The 17,694-nt window shown below is 67.5% G+C and carries 22 protein-coding genes; 11 read left to right on the top strand and 11 right to left on the bottom strand.

Going from position 1 to position 17,694, the window contains the following annotated elements:
* The first annotated feature begins 33 nt into the window (after positions 1–33).
* Together ABD235_RS11795 and ABD235_RS11790 are read left to right on the top strand one after the other, a co-directional pair.
* On the top strand, positions 34–417 hold the full coding sequence (locus tag ABD235_RS11795; protein ID WP_344173042.1) for a nuclear transport factor 2 family protein: 384 nt from the start codon (positions 34–36) through the stop codon (positions 415–417).
* Between the two features lie 14 nt (positions 418–431).
* Positions 432–1,022 (top strand): hypothetical protein, encoded by a 591-nt coding sequence (locus tag ABD235_RS11790; protein ID WP_344173040.1) that lies wholly within the window; start codon positions 432–434, stop codon positions 1,020–1,022.
* On the opposite strand, the gene ABD235_RS11785 is transcribed toward ABD235_RS11790, so the two are convergent.
* Complete coding sequence (locus ABD235_RS11785) at positions 1,019–1,630, bottom strand: uracil-DNA glycosylase family protein (RefSeq protein WP_344173038.1); 612 nt, start codon at positions 1,628–1,630, stop codon at positions 1,019–1,021. The two genes, ABD235_RS11790 and ABD235_RS11785, sit on opposite strands and share 4 nt — an antisense overlap.
* Positions 1,631–1,814: 184 nt before the next feature.
* Between ABD235_RS11785 and ABD235_RS11780 the strand changes: the two genes are divergently transcribed.
* Together ABD235_RS11780 and ABD235_RS11775 are read left to right on the top strand one after the other, a co-directional pair.
* Complete coding sequence (locus ABD235_RS11780; protein ID WP_344173036.1) at positions 1,815–2,483, top strand: sigma-70 family RNA polymerase sigma factor; 669 nt, start codon at positions 1,815–1,817, stop codon at positions 2,481–2,483.
* A 51-nt stretch (positions 2,484–2,534) separates the two neighbouring features.
* Positions 2,535–3,134: a sulfite oxidase-like oxidoreductase gene (locus ABD235_RS11775; protein WP_344173034.1), complete on the top strand. Its 600-nt coding sequence runs from the start codon at positions 2,535–2,537 to the stop codon at positions 3,132–3,134.
* Positions 3,135–3,156: 22 nt separating this feature from the next.
* On the opposite strand, the gene ABD235_RS11770 is transcribed toward ABD235_RS11775, so the two are convergent.
* The 3 genes from ABD235_RS11770 to ABD235_RS11760 form a co-directional block, all read right to left on the bottom strand.
* The gene (locus ABD235_RS11770; protein ID WP_344173710.1) at positions 3,157–3,402 is read right to left on the bottom strand and encodes a DUF427 domain-containing protein; all 246 of its coding nucleotides are present in this window, start codon (positions 3,400–3,402) and stop codon (positions 3,157–3,159) included.
* Positions 3,348–4,211 carry an alpha/beta fold hydrolase gene (locus ABD235_RS11765; protein ID WP_344173032.1) on the bottom strand — a complete coding sequence of 288 codons (864 nt, stop codon included), beginning with the start codon at positions 4,209–4,211 and terminating at the stop codon, positions 3,348–3,350. Before ABD235_RS11765 ends, ABD235_RS11770 begins: the two co-directional genes overlap by 55 nt.
* 68 nt (positions 4,212–4,279) lie before the next feature.
* A complete protein-coding gene (locus ABD235_RS11760) occupies positions 4,280–4,720 on the bottom strand; it encodes a DUF5709 domain-containing protein (protein WP_344173030.1) in 441 nt (146 codons plus the stop codon).
* Positions 4,721–4,886: 166 nt separating this feature from the next.
* Here ABD235_RS11760 and ABD235_RS11755 point away from each other — a divergent pair, with 166 nt between their 5' ends.
* Positions 4,887–5,522, top strand: a complete 636-nt coding sequence (locus ABD235_RS11755; protein WP_344173028.1) for a TetR/AcrR family transcriptional regulator — start codon at positions 4,887–4,889, stop codon at positions 5,520–5,522.
* Between the two features lie 85 nt (positions 5,523–5,607).
* A complete protein-coding gene (locus tag ABD235_RS11750; protein ID WP_344173025.1) occupies positions 5,608–6,327 on the top strand; it encodes an SDR family NAD(P)-dependent oxidoreductase in 720 nt (239 codons plus the stop codon).
* 78 nt (positions 6,328–6,405) lie between these two features.
* On the opposite strand, the gene ABD235_RS11745 is transcribed toward ABD235_RS11750, so the two are convergent.
* The 3 genes from ABD235_RS11745 to ABD235_RS11735 form a co-directional block, all read right to left on the bottom strand.
* On the bottom strand, positions 6,406–7,050 hold the full coding sequence (locus tag ABD235_RS11745; RefSeq protein WP_344173023.1) for a TetR/AcrR family transcriptional regulator: 645 nt from the start codon (positions 7,048–7,050) through the stop codon (positions 6,406–6,408).
* Between the two features lie 39 nt (positions 7,051–7,089).
* The gene (locus ABD235_RS11740; protein WP_344173021.1) at positions 7,090–7,509 is read right to left on the bottom strand and encodes a GNAT family N-acetyltransferase; all 420 of its coding nucleotides are present in this window, start codon (positions 7,507–7,509) and stop codon (positions 7,090–7,092) included.
* A 246-nt stretch (positions 7,510–7,755) separates the two neighbouring features.
* A complete protein-coding gene (locus tag ABD235_RS11735) occupies positions 7,756–8,124 on the bottom strand; it encodes a GNAT family N-acetyltransferase (RefSeq protein WP_344173019.1) in 369 nt (122 codons plus the stop codon).
* A gap of 173 nt (positions 8,125–8,297) precedes the next feature.
* On the opposite strand from ABD235_RS11735, the gene ABD235_RS11730 reads away from it, so the two are divergent.
* Both ABD235_RS11730 and ABD235_RS11725 read left to right on the top strand, forming a co-directional pair.
* Positions 8,298–9,068: an SDR family NAD(P)-dependent oxidoreductase gene (locus ABD235_RS11730; protein ID WP_344173017.1), complete on the top strand. Its 771-nt coding sequence runs from the start codon at positions 8,298–8,300 to the stop codon at positions 9,066–9,068.
* Positions 9,069–9,092: 24 nt separating this feature from the next.
* Positions 9,093–10,088: a GNAT family N-acetyltransferase gene (locus ABD235_RS11725; RefSeq protein WP_344173015.1), complete on the top strand. Its 996-nt coding sequence runs from the start codon at positions 9,093–9,095 to the stop codon at positions 10,086–10,088.
* Between the two features lie 71 nt (positions 10,089–10,159).
* Here ABD235_RS11725 and ABD235_RS11720 read toward each other — a convergent pair whose 3' ends face one another.
* The 3 genes from ABD235_RS11720 to ABD235_RS11710 all read right to left on the bottom strand — a co-directional run bounded on the left by ABD235_RS11720 (position 10,160) and on the right by ABD235_RS11710 (position 13,248).
* The gene (locus ABD235_RS11720; RefSeq protein WP_344173707.1) at positions 10,160–10,885 is read right to left on the bottom strand and encodes a sulfite exporter TauE/SafE family protein; all 726 of its coding nucleotides are present in this window, start codon (positions 10,883–10,885) and stop codon (positions 10,160–10,162) included.
* Positions 10,886–11,008: 123 nt separating this feature from the next.
* Entirely contained in the window at positions 11,009–12,073 is a 1,065-nt protein-coding gene (locus ABD235_RS11715) for an ATP-grasp domain-containing protein (protein WP_344173013.1), read from the bottom strand.
* Positions 12,070–13,248: a peptidase MATCAP family protein gene (locus ABD235_RS11710; RefSeq protein WP_344173011.1), complete on the bottom strand. Its 1,179-nt coding sequence runs from the start codon at positions 13,246–13,248 to the stop codon at positions 12,070–12,072. Before ABD235_RS11710 ends, ABD235_RS11715 begins: the two co-directional genes overlap by 4 nt.
* Positions 13,249–13,423: 175 nt before the next feature.
* Between ABD235_RS11710 and ABD235_RS11705 the strand changes: the two genes are divergently transcribed.
* From ABD235_RS11705 to ABD235_RS11695, 3 genes are read left to right on the top strand one after another with little or no spacing between them, the layout of a single operon-like run.
* Complete coding sequence (locus ABD235_RS11705) at positions 13,424–14,143, top strand: VIT1/CCC1 transporter family protein (RefSeq protein WP_344173009.1); 720 nt, start codon at positions 13,424–13,426, stop codon at positions 14,141–14,143.
* On the top strand, positions 14,140–15,915 hold the full coding sequence (locus tag ABD235_RS11700; RefSeq protein ID WP_344173007.1) for an FAD-binding protein: 1,776 nt from the start codon (positions 14,140–14,142) through the stop codon (positions 15,913–15,915). The genes ABD235_RS11705 and ABD235_RS11700 overlap by 4 nt, the downstream gene beginning before the upstream one ends.
* A 39-nt stretch (positions 15,916–15,954) precedes the next feature.
* On the top strand, positions 15,955–16,533 hold the full coding sequence (locus tag ABD235_RS11695) for a Chromate resistance protein ChrB (RefSeq protein WP_344173005.1): 579 nt from the start codon (positions 15,955–15,957) through the stop codon (positions 16,531–16,533).
* Between the two features lie 4 nt (positions 16,534–16,537).
* Here ABD235_RS11695 and ABD235_RS11690 read toward each other — a convergent pair whose 3' ends face one another.
* The gene (locus ABD235_RS11690; RefSeq protein ID WP_344173003.1) at positions 16,538–17,461 is read right to left on the bottom strand and encodes a MurR/RpiR family transcriptional regulator; all 924 of its coding nucleotides are present in this window, start codon (positions 17,459–17,461) and stop codon (positions 16,538–16,540) included.
* Between the last annotated feature and the right edge of the window lie 233 nt (positions 17,462–17,694).

Raw genomic sequence — 17,694 nt, 5'->3', positions numbered from 1 at the left:
GCTTACTCAACACGTCACCGTGAAAGGTTCCTGATGACCATCCAGACCCCGCCCGACCCGACCGCCGCGGAGCTGGCCGAACACCTGCCTGCGGCGATAGTGCGGTTTCTCCGCGAGGCCGATCCTCAGCACAAGGCGAACGCGCACGACCTGCTGTCAGCTTTTGCGATCGACGCCACCGTGGTCGACGACGACGGCAGGACCTACACGGGTCACGACGAGATCCACCGCTGGCGCTCCGCCGAGGGGAGCGAGTACACGTACACGGTCCAGATCACCCACGTCGAAGCGCTCGACGACACCCGGTACGTGGTCACCACTCGCCTCGAGGGAGACTTTCCTGGCGGAGTCGTCGACGTCATCTACCGGTTCGCCCTGGCCGACGATCTGATCCAGCGTCTCGAAATCGCTCCCTGACAGAGGTGAACAGCTTGACCGAGTGGAGGGAGGCGCTCGAGCGATTCCTGGCCACAGACCCCCGTGACGTCGGATGTGACGAGGTGATGGCTGTTCTGCACCTCTACGTCGAGCTTCAGGCGGCCGGTGTCGACGCGGCCGCGCAGTATCCCGGCGTGGCGTCGCACCTCGCCGCGTGCGATGCGTGTGGGGAGGATGCTCGGGGGCTCCTGGCCGCTGTTCAGAACGAAGACCCGCAGCACCACCGGCACGAACACAACGAGGAGATGGTCGCCATGACCGAGAAGTTGCGGGGAGTCCAGGCCGAGGACGGTGCAGCCGTCTCCGCCGCCGACATTCCGAAGGCAGTGACGGCCGGCCGCCTGCTGTACGCCGACGGAGCGAGCCAGATCTTCACGATCGATGGTCGAACCACCTACTCCGAGCGAGGCGGCGACAGCGCGGGGGAGTGGTACGTCGATGACGACGGGCGCTTCTGCTCTTTCTGGCCGCCGTCGTACCGGGCGTGCTACGCGCTCCGCTGGCTCGTCGAAGGTTCACGGATCGTCGGGCTCAGATTCACCGGGCTCGCCGATGGTGTGACGTTCGAAGGGCGCTACGCCTAGCTCTCGGAGCGATCCGTGGTCGTAGGTTCCGAGATGGCCGCCGCGACCAGGGCTTGCAGAGCCGGAATCACCTCGGCCTCGAACCACGGGTTCTTCGCCTGCCACCGGAAGTTGAGCGGGGACGGGTGCACCAGCGGGATCCGGTCCGGACCGTAGTCGCGGTAGGCGTGCACGGTCTCGGTCACATTCTCCTTCGCGCTGCGGCCGAGATAGTGCTTCTGGGCGTAGGTGCCGATGAGAACCGTCAGACGGAGTTCAGGCATCAACCGCAGGATCCTCGGATGCCACAGTGGCGCAAAGCCGGGGTGTGGCGGCAGATCCCCGTGTGTGCCCTGACCCGGGTAGTAGAAGTCCATCGGTAGCAGGGCGATCGTGTCCGGGTCGTAGAACTGGGCGTCGGTGACGGCCAGCCACTCCCGCAGCTTGATCCCGCTGGCGTCGTTCCACGGGATCTGGCTTTCCTGGGCGCGCCGGCCGGGCGCTTGGCCGATGACGACGATCCTCGACCTCGGTGACGCGGCGTAGATCGGCTCGTAGCCGCGTTCGGTGGCCCAGGCGTTCGAGGCGTGGTTCCTGATCTCGGTCCGCAGCCCGGCGAGTTCACGCATGAGGATCCTCCTTTCGTCAATGATGCCTGTACGGGTCGAAACCGGACGAAGTCGACCAGTTCCGAGCTTATAGCTGGAGTGGACGACGAGCAAAAAGGACGGTATCGTCCATCATGTTGCTGTGCTGGTCGGCGAAGTCAGGCCGGACCCGTGGTCACTACGTCGCGTTGATCGCCGGAGATCCATGAAAAGCGAAGTCCCCGAATCCCTGCCTCAGGTGCGGGTCGTCTCTGCGGAGTCGGCGGCCGAGAACCGCGCCTGGGTTCGCGATTTGAGCAGTTGTGGTGAGCAGCGTGAGCTGGCAAGCCGACGTCTGTACGAGGTCCTGCTGCGGGCGGCTCGGTCGGAGGTAGGACGGCGGGCCACGAGGCTGCGACTCGCCGGCCCCGAACTGGACGACATCGCCCACCAGGCGGCCGCGGACGCCTTGCTGGCGATCTGCGGCAAGGTCGAGACGTTCCGGGGGGACTGCAAGTTCACCACGTGGGCGTACAAGTTCGTGATCTTCGATGTGGCGGCCAAGGTCAACCGGCACTTCTGGCAGCGGGCGGGTGTCGCCTTCGACGACGAGGACTGGGAACGCCTTCCCGCGCGTCTGGGGATCGAGCCGGAGGCTCACGCCGAGAGCCGGGATCTGATGCAAGCCGTACGCCGTGCCGTCGACGAGAAGCTGACGGCAAAGCAGCGGACCGTGTTCGTCGCCTTGGTCCTGAACGGGATGCCCACCGATGTGCTCGCGGATCAGCTCGGCGCGACCCACAACGCGATCTACAAGATGATGTTCGACGCCCGCCGCAAATTGCGGACGGCGCTGGTCGATGCCGGCTACCTGCCGGAGCAGCAGCTCGCGTGAGAGCATCGCAACGACGCAGGTACGAACGGAGCGCTCCGCCTGGAGGTGCAGATGGCAGTCGTCAATCGCGGATTCGAAGGCCGAGGCGAAGCCAGCGATCGCAGGCTCCCGCCGGGTCAGCATCTGACCGACGACTTCCCGGTGCTGTCGGCGAGCGTCACCCCGCTGATTCCCAAGGACAAGTGGGAGCTGACGATCACGTCGGAGACCCGAGAGCAACAGCACCTGACCTGGGACGAACTGATGGCTCTCCCGGCCGAGCACATCGTCGCTGACATCCATTGCGTCACCAGGTGGTCGAAGCTCGGCACTCGCTGGGAAGGGGTCTCCCTCGATACCGTGCTCGCCGAGATGACCACCGAGGCGACCCACGTCCTTGCCACCTCGTACGGCGGCTACACGACGAATCTGCCGCTCGCCGAGCTCCGCGGCGGGAAGGCCTGGATCGTCTACCGGTACGACGGACAGGAACTCGGAGCTCTGCACGGCGGTCCCGTCCGCCTGCTCGTCCCGCACCTGTACTTCTGGAAGTCAGCCAAGTGGCTGAACGGCCTGCGGTTGTTGCTGCGGGACGAGCCCGGGTTCTGGGAGAGCGCCGGATATCACAACCACGGCGATCCATGGCGGGAGCAGCGCTACGAGTTCGACTGACGGGCTTGCCGGCCGCCTCGATCTACTCGATGACCACTCGGGTGGTGTCGAACGCGACGTACCCGGTGAAGTTGTGCCCGACCGTTTCGATCGCTGACTGCTTGGGGTGCGGGTAGCACCACGCGGCATCGGTGTACTCGTCGTGTGGAGTCTCCACGCTGTAGTAGCGAGCACGTCCCGTCGGGCCGGCGTACTTACCGGCCGGGTCCGCACCTAGCTGACGGTGTCGTCGTAGAAGCTGTTGATACCGGCAACGATTTCCTGCCAGCAGTCCTCCAGCGCGAAGTGGCCGGAGTCGAGGCGAATCAGCTTCGCGTCGGGGAGGTCGCGCAGATACGCCTCCCCGCCGGCCGGGGTGAAGAAGAAGTCGCCCTGGCCCCAGAAGATCAGGGTCTTGGGCTGGTCGCGGCGCAGCCGGCGCTGCCAGTCCGGATACTTGGCCGCGTTCGTGCGGTAGTCGAGGAGCAGGTCCAGCTGCACCTTGCGTGCCCGCGGGCGAGTCAGGAAGTGCAGGTCGAGGTTCCAGCTGTCCGGACTGATCTTCGTCGGGTCGGGATGACCCGTGAGGTGGATCTCCTTCACTGTTTCCGGTTCGAACAACGCCTCGAGCGCGGCTTCGGTCCGGGAGTCGCGGTCGCTCCAGAAGACCCGGCGGATGTCGTCCCAGATGTTCGTGAGCCCCTCCTCATAGCTGTTGGCGTTCTGGATGACCTGCCACTGCAGCCAGTCGGGATGAAGCGAGATCAGCCGGTTCCCGATCGGGCCCCCGTGGGCCTGCAGGTACAGACCCATCGGCCCGGTGAAGCCGATCGCGAGCAGGGTCTCGTCGACGATCTCGGCGAGGCTGTCGAAGGTGTAGTCCCAGACGGCCGGGTCGGGGCTCTCGGAGTTTCCGAAGCCGGGGTAGTCGAGCGCGAGGAGGTGGAACCGGTCGGCAAGTGCAGGCATCAGGTTCCGGAACTGATGCGACGACGCAGCGGATCCGCCGAGCAGGAGGAGCTTCGGTGCTCCGGGTCTGCCCGCTTCGCGGTAGAAGACCTCCAGTCCGCCGGCAGACACGGTCCGAAATCTCGTCATGGGCACTCCACACTCATTCCACGGGCTGTGAGCAACGTCTGACCGCTTCTTGATCGTCAGTCGGTCCCTCAGTCGAGGTCGTCGAGTTCGGACGGTTCGTCGTCCACGACGTGGATCGCCGCCTCTTCGGCGCTCGCGGCACCTCCGTCGATCCCGACGTCGGTCGCGATCAGCTCTTCCTCGAGGTCGTAGTGTGATCCTTCGTCGGGAGCGACGAGACGGCCGGCGCGTTCGTGGCCCACCTCGGGGCCGTCGACAGACTCCGGCGGTACGGCGTACGGGTCGATGTCCGGCTCTTCCTGGGCCAGGCGCTGTTCGAAGGTCTCGCCCTGCAGTGCCTCGGTCGCGGTGGTACCGAAGCCTTCCCCGGCCGACCACTTCTCCGGAGGTGAGTAGCCTTCGTCGAGAAGGTCGGAGACCCCCCGCTCGTCGAGCGTGTCCGAGAACTGAAGCTGGTCCTCGTCGTCCACGCTGTAGGTGCCGTAGTACTCCCGGCTGACCTCGCTCACGTGCGTCCTCCTGTCAACGGGCCGACTGCGTGCCGGCCTCTCAGGAGAGTTGGTGTCGGCTTGGAGCGGAGACTTACCTGTCCCATGGCCTGGTCGGCTGATCACGGTCCGTCGAGCGTGTCCATCAAGCGGCAGCGATCGTGGCACGGCCGGATAAGCTCTTTGCGTGCCCGAGACAGCAAACGACGTCGACCGCCGCCTGACCGCGCGCGGCGCGGCCACGAGAGCCCGGATCGTCGCGTCGGCCGACGAGCTGATATCCCTCAAGGGCGCCGCGGCGACCACCCTCGACGAGGTGACGGCGGCGAGCGGGACCAGCAAGTCACAGCTCTACCGGCATTTCGCGGACAAGAGTGCCCTGGTCCAGGCGGTGATCGAACTGCGCGGCAGCCGGGTGCTCGAGCGGGAGGAGCAGTACCTCCGCAGGGTCGACTCCTTCAGCGGTCTCGACCGCTGGTGCAGGGCCATTCTCCAACGCGTCACGGTACGGCGCGGAGCGCTGGGCTGCGAGCTGGGGGCGCTGTCGACCGAGCTCTCCGACCACGACGAGGCCGCCCGCATCGATCTCGACGCCCACCTGACCACCTGGATCTCCCTGCTGGTCGCTGTGCTCGAGCGGATGAAGGCCAACGACACGCTGTCTCAGGAGGCAGATTCCCAGCGGCTGGCCACCGGGATCATGGCCGCGATTCAGGGCGGTTACGTTCTCGCTCAAGCGGCCCGGGATCCCGGACCGATGCAGATCGCACTCGAACTGGCGATGGATTCGGTCCGTGCGCACGCAAAGTTACCTGGCGAGTAGGTAAGAAGCGGTTCCCGTACGGCCTCCAACAGACATGTTGTCAGGCGCGAATCCGGGAAAGCCGTTCAACGGCCGAGTCGCTTTGGTGTCCGGAGCGGGCGGTGGTGTCGAGCGAGCGATTGCTGAGCAGCTGGGTGCGGCCGGTGCTGCGGTCGCGGTCGTCGCCAGGTCGGCAGCTCGGGTGGCCGCCACAGTGGCAGCAATCCGCGCTGCCGGCGGTGAGGCGGACGGGTTCACCGCCGACCTGTCGGATCCCGAGTCCGTCCCCGGACTCGTACGGGGTGTCGAGCAAGTGTTCGGCCAGGTCGACATCCTGGTCAGCCACGCTGCTACTGTGGCGCCGCTCGGCGGCGTGAGCACGCTCGACCCGGCGGAGATCCTTCGTTCGCTGGCCATGAACGTCGCCAGCGTGGCGGTGCTCGCCGGGGCGGTCATCCCGTCGATGGTCCACCAGGGCTGGGGCCGGATCGTCAACGTGTGCGCCGTGGTCGGCAACCTGGTCTCCTGGCCCGGCGGCAACATCTACGCGGCGTGCGTGGCCGCGCTGGAAGCGCACACCGTCAACCTGGCCGCGGAGCTCAGCGGCACCGGAGTCACCGTCAATGTCCTGCGAGCGCGAAGAGCGGATGCGGCTCTACAGGCCTGGCTCGCCGGAATAGATCCCGCGGAGGTCGACGATCCCTTGATTCGCCGCTTCGTTCTCGACCTCACCGGTCCCGGGACGACCGGCCCGGAGCAACCGGCCGTGGACATCGTCGATCATCTGCTCTCGACCCAAACGGGTCGCGTCTGGAGCGACCAGTAGCGCTCGACCTTGGGGTTGATGCGATGCCTGCGCGTCGTCCAGGGCGAAGTCGTGCAGACCGAACAGATGCTGGACTTGTCAGCCTGCGTGGGTCGCGAAGGAGCTGATGCGGTCCAGGGCCATGTCCAGCGCGTCGGCCATCGGCTGGGAGCTGTGCGCGTTCTGGGCGAGGACGTATCCGCCTTGCAAGGCAGCCAGTAGACCGGTTCCGAGCTTGCGCGTGTCGACGTCGGGCGAGAGAACTCCCTGTTGACGCAGGCGTTCCAGGGCATCGACGAGGAGCTGTTGCCAACTCCTGAAGGCCAGCGCAAGGGCCGTACGGGATCGTTCGTCCTTGTCGGACAGTTCGGTCGACATCGAGCCGAGGGCGCACCCGTAGGATCCGTCCTGGAGGGTGTTGGACCGGATGAGCGCGTCACGCCAGCGTCGCAGGCCGGAGAAGCTCGTCACCTCCGCCAGGCGATCTTCCTCCCGGGCGAGAACGTGCCGGGACTGGATGTCGATCACAGCGTGGACGAGGGACGTCTTGTCCGGGAAGTGGTTGGACAGCTGCGATTCGCTGGTGCTGCTGGCCTTCCGGATGTCGGTGAGCGAGGTCGAGGCGACGCCCTTGGTGTAGAAGAGCGCGGCGGCTGACTCGAGGATCCGCGCCCGGATCTCGAGATCGGGCACGTTCAGCGTCGTCTCGGCCGCAGGGCTGTCTACCGCGCTGTGGTCCGCCATGGCTTCACCGTCCTGTCTGTTCGTTGCCCGAGAGGCGAATCAAGCCGACTGCGGCAGGCCGAGCAGCTCGCCGTACTCGGGATTGTTCTTGACGAATTGGTGTACGACCGCGCAGTAGTTCGACACCGTCACCGACCTCGTGCGCAGGTCGTCGAGAGCGTGCCGGATGAGCACCCAGGAGAGTCCTTTCCCGCGGTAGGGCTGGTCGATGACGGTGTGGGTGATCGACAGGTGCGAGCCGATCACGTGATACACGAGGATCCCGGCGCGTTGTCCGCCGACGAGTAGCTCGTAGGACTCCTCGTCCGCATGGTGGGTCACGGTGGCTGCCGGCGTCTCGCGTGGTCCGGCTGCTGGAGCGGTTGAGGACGAGGCTGCCTGGTCGGAGGTCTCGGAGTCTGCGCTGTCGATGCTCAGGTAGAAGCCCGTTCCATCGGGTTCGAGGACGTGGTTGGTCATTGCCACCCTCCTGTTGCGCTGTCCGGATCCCACAGGGGGACTGGAGACCGGGGGGCGCGTGGTTGCACTCGGAGACTGGACTATATCGTCCATCGCAGCGGAAAATGTATCGGGTTCGTTCAAGCAGGATCTGGACAGTGGCTCGGTCGTCTGGTCAAAACGGACCATATCGGCCTCTTTGGAGGGTCGGCAGTGATCACCCCCTGTCCACCGCGTCATTGGCCGGGCGTCCCGGCCCGTCGGACCTCAGCTGGTCGGATTCCGCTGTGCTGCTTCGGCGGTGGCGCGGTCGGGGTAGCCCGGGTGCTGGGGATCGATCAGGTCGTCGTACGTCGACGTACGCGAGAGGAAATCGGCCACAAAGGGGCAGATGGCGGTGATCGTGCCCTCGCGGAGGCGGATCTCGGCCAGCACCCGCCGTACCATCGCGCCGGCGACGCCCTGGTGTTGATGACTCGGCTCGACTTCGGTGTGCCGGAGGGCGTACCGGTTGGGCCTCAAGCGCGTGTAGTAGAGCCAGCCGACGAGGTCTTCGCCGCGGTGGAACTCGAAGCGACCTCCGCCACTGTTGTCGACCAGTTGCTCGGCTACCGACGAAGGTTCTTGCTGGCTCACCGGATCTCCTCGTCCTGCTCGGTGGACTCGTCCATGAAGGTGAGTGTCGATGCGTTGCGGTGTCTTACCCGGCTGACCGGACAGATCACCGGCGGCGGTAAGACGGCGCGGCGTACCGACACAGATTACTGGGGCGCGACATCGCGGCCAGTTCAATCTGAAGGGAGTACGTCATGACCGGAAACTTCGAAGGACGCAAGATCGTGGTGGTCGGCGGGAGCAGCGGTATGGGCCGTCAGACTGCCGTGGACATCGTCGGGCTGGGGGCCAGCGCGGTGATCGTCGGCCGTAACGAGGCCAAGGTGGACGACACCGTCGCTGAGCTCGGTGAGGGCAGGGCGTGGGGAATCACCGCGGACCTGGCCGACCGTGGCCAGGTCGAGGAGGTCCAGAAGCGGCTGGCGGCCGATCACTCGGACGCGACCCTGCTGGTCAACGCGGCCGGCTTCTTCATCCCGAGGGGATTCCTCGACTACGACGGCGCGGACTACGACGCCTACCTCGAGCTCAGCCGCGCGACGTTCTTCCTCACCCAGACCGTTGTCCGGGGCATGAAGGCCGCCGGACGTGGCGGCGCGATTGTCAACATCGGCTCGATGTGGGCGCACCAGGCCGTCGCGGCTACTCCGGCCACCGGGTACTCGATGGCGAAGGCGGGGCTGCACGCCTTGACGCACAACCTGGCGATGGAACTGGCCGCGGACGGCATCCGCGTGAACGCGGTCGCGCCCGCGGTGGTGGCCACACCGCTGTACGAGGGCTTCATCCCGAAGGACCAGCTCGAACAGGCGATCCAGGAGTTCAACCCGTTCCATCCGCTGGGCCGCGTGGGCACCGCGGGCGACATCGCGTCGGCGATCACCTTCCTGCTGTCGGACCAAGCGAGCTGGATCACCGGCGCGATCCTGAACGTCGACGGCGGAGTGATGGCCGGACGAAGCTGACCAAGGAACCGTTTGGAGTGAGCTGTGAAGATCCTCGTGGACGACCACGCCGCACACCTCGAAGTCATCGAGAATTCGGAACTCGGCTACTACGAGCTGCGCCTCGGCCGGGAGACCGCCGGCACCCTCGACTATCGCGATGTGGACGACCGACGGGTCTTCGGGCTCACCGAGATTCGCTCGGACCTTCGCGGTCGAGGGCATGCAACGCTGCTGATCCGGACGGTGTTCAACGACCTCGACACCTGGGGTGGGCAGGTCACCAACTACTGCCCTGCCATCGACCGTTACCTGAGGAAGCATCCGGAGCATCACCACCTGATCGACGCGGTGCATCCAGGGATGTCTGATCGGGACGCGTTGAAGCGAACCGAGACCCCGGAGTCACGGCTCGATGCGGCCTTGCGTTCCGAACACGCCCGGCTGCAGGACCTGGCGGCGGTGCCGCGGAGTCACTTGGCTGCTCCGCATCACCGCCGGCACGGCGCGGACCTGTTCACGGCGTACACCGCTCAGCACCTCGCGGCATCGGCCGAGGTCCTGCTGCACCAGGCCAGGAACTGGCCGTCGGACGAAGTCTCCCGGTATCTGGGCAACTTGCGGAAACTCGAGCAGTCGCTGCGGGTACTGAAAGGCCGTCAGTACGGCGACCAGCGCTATCTGGACCTGGGACACGACGAGGTGTGGGTGGTGATCGATCGGCTGCTGTCGGAGCACGAGCAGCTCGAGAGCGTGATCGCCGCCCGGATCGCGGCGGACTCCGACTGGAACACTCTGGCGGCCGTCGCGGAGGACCTGTTGACGACGCAGGACAGCTCGCCGACGCGTACGCACCCCAACTCGCCGCACGTCGGCGTTGCAGGCCGGATCGCCCGGCGGATGTGGCGGTTCGCGGACAGTACCGCGGACGACCTCGAAGGACGGGTGGTTCCGTCGCGCTATCGGCGGCACCCGAAGTACGACAGCGCTTTCTCTCACTATTTGCGCGGCAGCCGGATCGATGATCAGACGGAAGGATGAGCCGTTGCGGGACGCGCTGGATGCTCTGTCGTGGTGCGGATGCCAGGCGATCGCGGTGAGTTCCGTGGAGTTCATACCCCGATGAGGAAGAGCGCTCCGGCGGCGACGAGGCCGAGCTCGACGAGTGCGACGAAGACACGGTCGCTGAGGCGATTCACGAGTTTCTTGCCGACCCAGGCGCCGGCGAGGGTGGCGGGGGTGAGCGCGGCGCCGTAGATGAGCACCGTGTGGGTGAGGAGGTCGCCGGCGCCGTAGGCGGCGATCTTTGACAGGTGCAGGGTGAGTGCGCCGGCGGCCTCGGTGCCGATGTAGGCGGCCCGGGTCAGGCCGTAGGCGAGGAAGAACGGGGCGGTCAGCGGACCGACCGAGCCGAGCAGAGCTGAGCCGAGTCCGGACGCGGCGCCGACACCGGCGAAGCTGTGATCGGAGGGTTTGCGGGGGCGGCGGTTCAGCCGGCGCCAGACGACCACGCCGATCAGAAACACACCGAGCAGACGTTTGAGCGGGCTGATCGGCGCATGCGCGAGCAGCAGTCCCCCTGCGACGGCGAACGGCACGGCGCCTGCGGCGAACCAGCCGATGAGCGGCCAGTGCAGGTCGCGGCGGTTGAACCAGACCCGTGCGGCGTTGCTGGACAGTTGGGTGAGGGTGAGCATCGGGACGGCGACTCGGAGTCCGAACAAGGCGGTGAAGATCGGCAGCAGGAGTACCCCGCCACCGAAGCCTGCCACCGCCGACAGCAGCGCCAGGGCGAACGCGGCGGCCGAGGCGGCAAGAACGGTGGGGAGTTCGAGCATCACCACCTCATGCTGCGCGTCGCCAGGAGGCTCCAGTGCTCGGTCGCCAGGAACTGCGCGGCGAGATCGTGGGGGCCCTGCTGCCCGTTGAGCGACGGCGGTCTGCTGATCGGCGGATTGTGTTCATGAGCTGCCCTGCCTGTCCCGTAGTCGTGGCCGTCGCGAAGCTGGGCTGCTGGACGGCCGCGTAGCGATTTCCAGGTCGGTACGGCGTTCCAGGGCCTCGATGACGGTGGGACAGACGTCGATGTCGTAGAGCCTCTCGACGCTCTGGAGGCCGCCGGGGCTCTCCGCGTTGATCTCCACCACCTTGCTGCCGATCACGTCGATGCCCACGAAGAACATGCCGTCGGCAACGAGTTTCTCGCTCATCGCTTCGATGATGTCGCGTTCGCCGGCGCCGAGCTCGAGCGGGACCGAACGCCCGCCCGCGCTGATGTTGGCCCGCGGATCGTTGCCCGTCGGGACCCGCCGGAAGGCGGCCGGTTTGCCGTCGTGCTCCAGGAGCCGGCCCTCCAGCAGGAAGATCCGGGCATCACCGTGCTCACCGCCGTCGACGAACTCCTGAGCGATCGCGTAGCCGTCCTCGAGGACCGCCGCCGTCATCTGGGCGAGGTTCGCCGCCCCCTGGTCCTCGATCATGAAGACGTTGCGCCCCTTGGACCCGTACAGCGGCTTGACGACGCAGTGCCCCACCTCGGCCGCGAAGCGCTCGATCGCCGCCGGGTCGCGGGTCACCAGCGACCGGGGCCGGATCGCGGCCGGGAACTCCTCCAGGTAGAGCTTGCTCGTCGCGCGGCCGAGGTTCGACGGATCGTTCACCACCGTCACGCCGCGGGCCGCGAGCATCTGTCCGAAGACCACACCCAGCGGACTCGCCCACGGCCGGTACCGCAGGTCGTCGATCGACTCGTTGCGCAGGAAGAGGGCGTCGAGGTCGTCCATCACGATCCGCTCGGCGTCGCGCTCCTTGAGGCGGCTCATGAAGGTGGCGAGCGTGTCGCCGGGCCGGAACTCGGCGGCCTGGGCCCGGGCCGTCAGCTCACCGTCGCCCGGACCGGCCTCGACGTCGCCGACTCCGACGTACCAGACCTCGTGCCCACGCTGGACGGCGGCTCTGGCCAGGCGCGTGGTCGCGTACTCGTCGATCTCGTTCGGCACGTCGTTGACGAAGAACGCCAGCTTCACGATGCGACTCCTTCGTACAGGTCGGTGACCGAGGCCCCGGCGCGCAATCTGTCCAGTCGTTCCTGAGCGCCGGGAACCTCCAGCCACCGCGGGCGGACCCACGGCTCCTCGAGGACGCCGCGGTCGAGCAGGTCCTGGACCAGCGAGACGTGGTCCAGGGCGAGCTTGCCGACGAAGAGCACGTCGAGGCTGTTGCCTTCAGCAAGGGTCTCCAGGATGCGGGTGATCCCGCGCAGGTAGATCGCGTCCTTCACCGACCCGCCGCCGACGACGACGCGGATCGCGATCGACCAGGCCGTCTTGACCGGGATCCGGTACTCCCCGCGGAGCGACTCGAAGATGTCCAGGAACTCCGCACCCTCCAGCATCTTGCCCACGGCAACGACTCTGGCCGCCAGCACCCGCAGCCGCCGCGGATCCAGTCCACCGACCAGGTACTCGGCCAGGACGGCCAGGCCCTCCTGGGTCTCGTCGTAACCGGGCAACCCGATCGTCAGCAACGTCAACGGCTGCCGGGCGCCGTTCTGGTAGGTGACGACATGGGTCCCGACCTCGTGGTGCAGCAAGGGTTCGACGCGGTCCGCCCGGATCGCGGCGGTCTCGGGGATGAGCAGCCGGCCGAACGAGACCATCAGTTCGGAGACGTCCTCACGGACCTCGACGGCCGTCGGGAAGTCCGGGTACACCGCCTGGTACCGCTCGAACTCCTCCTGAGCGGCCTGCGCGAACGCACCCGCCGTGACACTGCGGCTGCTCGGAGCCTGTGGTGGAATCAGGTCGAGCAACTCCTCGGCCGCTGACGCGAGCGGCGGCGACACCTCGCCGTACAGCTGGAGCGATCCGTACACGAACCGTGACGTGTCGCGATCCTCCAGGATCGTGATCTCGCGCGCGATCTCGTCCCGCTTGGACCGGAAGAGCGTGTGCAACGCGGGATCGTCCACCGTCTCGATCTCAAGGTCGTACAGCTCCCGGCGCAGCAGGTCGGGCTCGAACTCCAACGGCCGCAGCCGCAACGTCGGCGCTGCCCCGAAGTCGCCGCGCTCGAAGTCCGCCCAAGCCTCCGCCGCGTTGACCGGCGTCAGGTTGAGCAGCAGATCGAGCCTGCGCTCGATCGCCGTCAGCCGCTCATCGATCTCGACAGCAGGTCCAAGTCCCTGATGCGAAGAAGTCATCTCGCCCACGTACCCCTTTCGCCGGGTCACTACCCCTCGGGTTGGGTCGGGCCGAGGACGGTCGGTTCGGGGGAACCCGTTGCCAAGGCGGGAAAGTAACGCCTAGTCTGATGTAACAGGTGATGCGTTGGACGGAAGGTTACGCATACCTAACTGTTGCGGAAGGACTGACGAGATGACCGCGGATGTCGTCGATCAACCGGCGGAGCTTCACCACTCGCACCGCGATGTGACGGGTGGGTGGCTGCGGCCGGCCACCTTCGGCGTGATGGACGGGCTGGTGTCGAACTTCGCGCTGGTCGCGGGGGTGGTCGGTGGAGGTGCGAGCGGGAAGGTCGTGATCATGACCGGGCTGGCCGGCCTGGTGGCCGGCGCCTGCTCAATGGCGTCGGGGGAGTTCACCTCGGTGTCGTCGCAGACCGAGTTGATGCAGGCCGAGATCGAGACCGAGCGTCGCGAGCTGCGCACCCACCCCGAGGACGAGCTGCGCGAGCTGACGTTGATGTACGAGGCGAAGGGCCTGCGCCCGGAGCTGGCAGCCGAGGTGGCCAAGGAGTTGACGGCTGACCCGGACGTCGCGCTCGAGGTCCACGTCCGGGAGGAGCTCGGGGTCGATCCCAACGACCTGCCGTCGCCGTGGCTGGCGGCCGGCTCGTCGTTCGCGGCCTTCGCGGTGGGTGCGCTGATTCCTCTGCTGCCGTTCCTGCTGGGCGCGGGCAGTGTGTGGCCGGCGCTCCTGCTGAGCGTGATCGGGCTCGTGGTCACCGGCGGCATCGTCGCGAAGATCACCGCCCGCCCGTTCTGGTACGGCGGAGGCCGCCAGCTGCTGCTCGGTGGACTGTCGGCCGGGGTGACCTTCCTGATCGGCCTCGCGGTGGGGACCGGGCTGTCGTGACGCCGTTGCGGGTGACCGTGCTGGCCAAGCAGGTGCCGAAGGGGGACCACGGTGGTCGCCTGGACGCCGACGGCCGGCTCGAGCGCGGCGGCGCCGTCACGGAGATGAACCCGTGGTGCCGTCGCGCTGTCGCCCAAGGCGTCCGGCTGGCGCAGGAGTCGGGCGGCCGCAGTACGGCGGTCACGATGGGCCCCGCGTCCGCGACCGACGTCCTGCGCGAGGCGCTCGCCTGGGGCGTCGACGACGCCGTCCACCTGAGTGATCCGGCGTTGGCGGGGTCGGACTGCTTGGTCACAGCGAAGGCTCTCACCGGGTTGGTCGACGGCGCCGATCTCGTCCTCGTCGGCGCGAGCTCGGTCGACGGAAGCACCGGAGCCATCGGTTCGATGGTGGCCGAGCTGCTCGGACTGCCGTTCGCCGGCCCGGTCCTCGACCTCGAGCAGCAGGAGGCGAACCGGATTCGTGCCGTCGTCCAGTACGACAACGGCACCGAGTCGGTCCTGATCGATCTCCCCGCCGTCATCGCGGTGGCTGAACGATCCTGCCCACCCTGCAAGGTCCCGGTGGAGGAGTGGCCCAACGGCGAGAACATCCGCCACGTCACCGTCGCCGACCTCCCTCCGGCGCGCTGGGGCCTGGCCGGCAGCCCGACCAAGGTCACCGGGGTCAGACCGATCGGCCTGACCCGCGAGCCGGTCATCTTTCGCGGTACGCCGAAGGTCCAGGTCGACCGGGCCATCGCCGAGCTGTTCAACCGCGGTTGCTTCGACACCTTCGACCATCAACCGGAGTCCTCGCCCGCCGTACCGCTTTCGGCGAACGGCGATCAGAGCATCTTTGCGCTCACCGGACCGGCGCCCGAGGAATGCACCCGGGCATTACTCGCCGCCGCCGCGGAATTGGCGGCGGAAATCGGCGCCCGGGTGATTGCCGTGCGCATTGATTCCACGGCTGATGCCGCCGACCTGGCCCGCTGGGGCGCCGACTCGGTGGTGTCGCTGACCGGCGACGAGCCGCGCCCGGTGGCCGCCGTACTGGCTGGAATGATCGGCGAACTGGCGCCCTGGGCGGTGATCGGTGGCGCGCTGCCGTGGGAGCGCGAGGTGCTGGCTCGACTCGCGGTGGCGCTGGACGCGGGTCTGATGTCAGACCTGGTCAGCTTCACGATCCGCGGCGATGGGCGCCTGCAGGGCCTAAAGCCGTCCGGTGGTGGCAATCTTGCGGAGATCGTCAGCCACGGCTCGCCGCAGATCGCCACGTTGCGCACGGGGATGCTGCCGTTGCCGCGGGCGCGCGAGCTGCCGGCGTACGGGCATCAGGTTCTGCCGGTCGGCGACGATCCGGCGATCACCCGGTTCGACCGTCGTACCGGGCACGAAGGCGACGCGCTCGACCGGGCCGGTGTGGTGATCGGCGTCGGCCGCGGCGTCGATCCCACCCAGTACGGCGCGCTGGAACCGATCCGCGAGCTGCTGAGCGCCGAGCTGGCCGCCACCCGCAAGGTCACCGACCAGGGCTGGCTGCCGCACGGGCGCCAGCTCGGGATCACCGGCCGGAGCGTGGCCCCGCGGATGTACGTCGCCGTGGGCCTGTCCGGCAACCACAACCACCTGGCCGGCGCGAGCCGGGCCGGGACCGTGCTGGCGATCAACACCGATCCGGCGGCGGAGGTCTTCGCGCACTGCGACGTGGGCCTGGTCGCGGACTGGCAGGAGGTGATGCCCTACCTCGTCGACGGTCTGCGGGAACGAGCCGGACGTGCCGGCGCCTGAACGCCCGCCGCGATCGGTCGGCCGGATAACCTGTCCGGCATGGCGACTCGGCAGAAGAAGGCGGCGACCGACGTGAACAGCGATCGGTGGCTGCTGCTGATCTACAAGGTTCCCAGCGACTCGTCGCGCGCTCGCGTGGCGGTGTGGCGGGAGCTGAAGCGGCTCGGCGGGTTCTACGTGCAGCAGGCCGTGTGCGTGCTGCCCGACCGCGAGGAGCTGCGGACCGGGATGGAGAAGGTCCGGGAGAAGGTGACCGAGCTCGGTGGCTCGAGCGTCTTCCTCACCCTGACCGACGTCGGCGAGGACGCGCAGACCCAGTTCGTCGACGGTTTCCGCAGCCAGTCCGCCAAGGAGTACGCCGAGATCGTCGAGGAGTGCGACACCAAGTTCGTCAAGGAGATCGAGTTCGAGCGGTTCCGGGAGAACTACACCTTCGAGGAGGCCGAGGAGATCCGCCAGGACCTGGAGAAGCTGCGGCGCTGGCTGGCCAAGGTGGAGGACCGGGACTGGATGAATGCCGAAGGCAAGGAGCTGGCGCGGGCCAAGGTGCTCGACTGCGAGCGGTTGCTGGAGGAGTTCGAGGCCGACGTCTACGAACGCACCGAAGGCAAGATCTGAGCCGTCACTTGCGCCGGCGCCGGCGTTTGGGGCGAGCCGCCACCAACGCGGTCTCGTCGTTGAGCGCGTGGCCGTTCAGCTCCTCGCGGAGCTGGTGCATCTGCCCGGTGACCTCGAGCGCACGCTCCCGGTCGGCGGCGGCGACGGCGATCGTCAGCGCCTCCAGGAGGATCAGCACGGTCGCCTGGCTGGTGAACGTGCCGGGCCGGCTCATCGGTGCCGACAGGACGACGTCCACCTTGTCGCGCAGGGCTTCGCCGAGCGTGTCGGTCAGCAGGATCACCGGTACGCCGACAGCGGTGCAGTGGTCCAGGATGACGCGGCTCTCGCGCTGGATGCGGTTGTGCGCCATCACGATCGCCACGTCCTCGGGGCCCAGCAGGAGCAGCCGATCCGCGAGACGGTAGCCGGTGTCCGAGGCGGCGCGAGCGCGGTGACCGATCCTGGTCAGGTGCGTGGCGATGTACGCCGAGACGCCGTCCAGGCCCGCGAACCCGCAGACGAGCGTCTCGCGGGCGGCCCCGAGCAGCTCGACCGCGCGCCGGAACTCGGCGCCGTCGAGGGTGCGTTCGGCCGCCTGCAGCCGCTCGACGTGGTCGCGCAATGTCGCGGTCAGCATCGCCTCGGGTCCGTCGGTGACCCCCTCCAGGCTGTTGCTGAGCCGGCTGGCCGGGCTGAGCAACGTCTGCAGATGCCCTTGCAGGGAACGCTTCAGGCCGGGTAGGCCGTCGAACCCGAGCGCCTTGGCGGTCCGTACGACGCTGGCGTCGCTGGTGCCGGTCGCCTTGCCGAGCTCCTCCGCCGAGCCGAACGCGGCCTCCTGCGGATGGGCCGCGAGGTACTCGGCGACCTTGCGCTCGGTGGCGGTCAGTGAACCGATCCGGCTGGCGACCCGCTCCTGCAAGGTCGGCGTCTTCGCTACGGACACTTTTCCTCCGCCTCGCTGTGGTTGTTCGGGCACGCACCGATCATGACATCCGCGGGTGCGATGTCGCCGCAAGGAAATGACGGCTCGACCCGTTGACAGCGATTGTAGTGGTCATTACCGTCATCTGAATATTCGTAGCAAACACAACGCCGAATTCTTCTCAGACCGTTCCGGGCCGGTGATCCCCTCGCCGGGCGGCTGAATCTCACCCTGCACTGCTCTGCCGAGACCAG

Origin of the sequence: Kribbella lupini, from assembly GCF_039529595.1 — a bacterium.
Lineage (GTDB): Bacteria > Actinomycetota > Actinomycetes > Propionibacteriales > Kribbellaceae > Kribbella > Kribbella lupini.
Note: the sequence above shows the minus strand (reverse complement) of the source record. Positions and strands in the feature narration are given on the sequence as shown.

Excerpts from the sequence above, each read along its gene's own strand:
- ABD235_RS11795 (WP_344173042.1), top strand. The coding sequence starts at position 34 with ATGACCATCCAGACCCCGCCCGACCCGACCGCCGCGGAGCTGGCCGAA.
- ABD235_RS11785 (WP_344173038.1), bottom strand. The coding sequence starts at position 1,630 with ATGCGTGAACTCGCCGGGCTGCGGACCGAGATCAGGAACCACGCCTCG.
- ABD235_RS11780 (WP_344173036.1), top strand. The coding sequence starts at position 1,815 with ATGAAAAGCGAAGTCCCCGAATCCCTGCCTCAGGTGCGGGTCGTCTCT.
- ABD235_RS11775 (WP_344173034.1), top strand. The coding sequence starts at position 2,535 with ATGGCAGTCGTCAATCGCGGATTCGAAGGCCGAGGCGAAGCCAGCGAT.
- ABD235_RS11765 (WP_344173032.1), bottom strand. The coding sequence starts at position 4,211 with ATGACGAGATTTCGGACCGTGTCTGCCGGCGGACTGGAGGTCTTCTAC.
- ABD235_RS11745 (WP_344173023.1), bottom strand. The coding sequence starts at position 7,050 with ATGGCGGACCACAGCGCGGTAGACAGCCCTGCGGCCGAGACGACGCTG.
- ABD235_RS11740 (WP_344173021.1), bottom strand. The coding sequence starts at position 7,509 with ATGACCAACCACGTCCTCGAACCCGATGGAACGGGCTTCTACCTGAGC.
- ABD235_RS11730 (WP_344173017.1), top strand. The coding sequence starts at position 8,298 with ATGACCGGAAACTTCGAAGGACGCAAGATCGTGGTGGTCGGCGGGAGC.
- ABD235_RS11720 (WP_344173707.1), bottom strand. The coding sequence starts at position 10,885 with ATGCTCGAACTCCCCACCGTTCTTGCCGCCTCGGCCGCCGCGTTCGCC.
- ABD235_RS11710 (WP_344173011.1), bottom strand. The coding sequence starts at position 13,248 with ATGACTTCTTCGCATCAGGGACTTGGACCTGCTGTCGAGATCGATGAG.
- ABD235_RS11705 (WP_344173009.1), top strand. The coding sequence starts at position 13,424 with ATGACCGCGGATGTCGTCGATCAACCGGCGGAGCTTCACCACTCGCAC.
- ABD235_RS11695 (WP_344173005.1), top strand. The coding sequence starts at position 15,955 with ATGGCGACTCGGCAGAAGAAGGCGGCGACCGACGTGAACAGCGATCGG.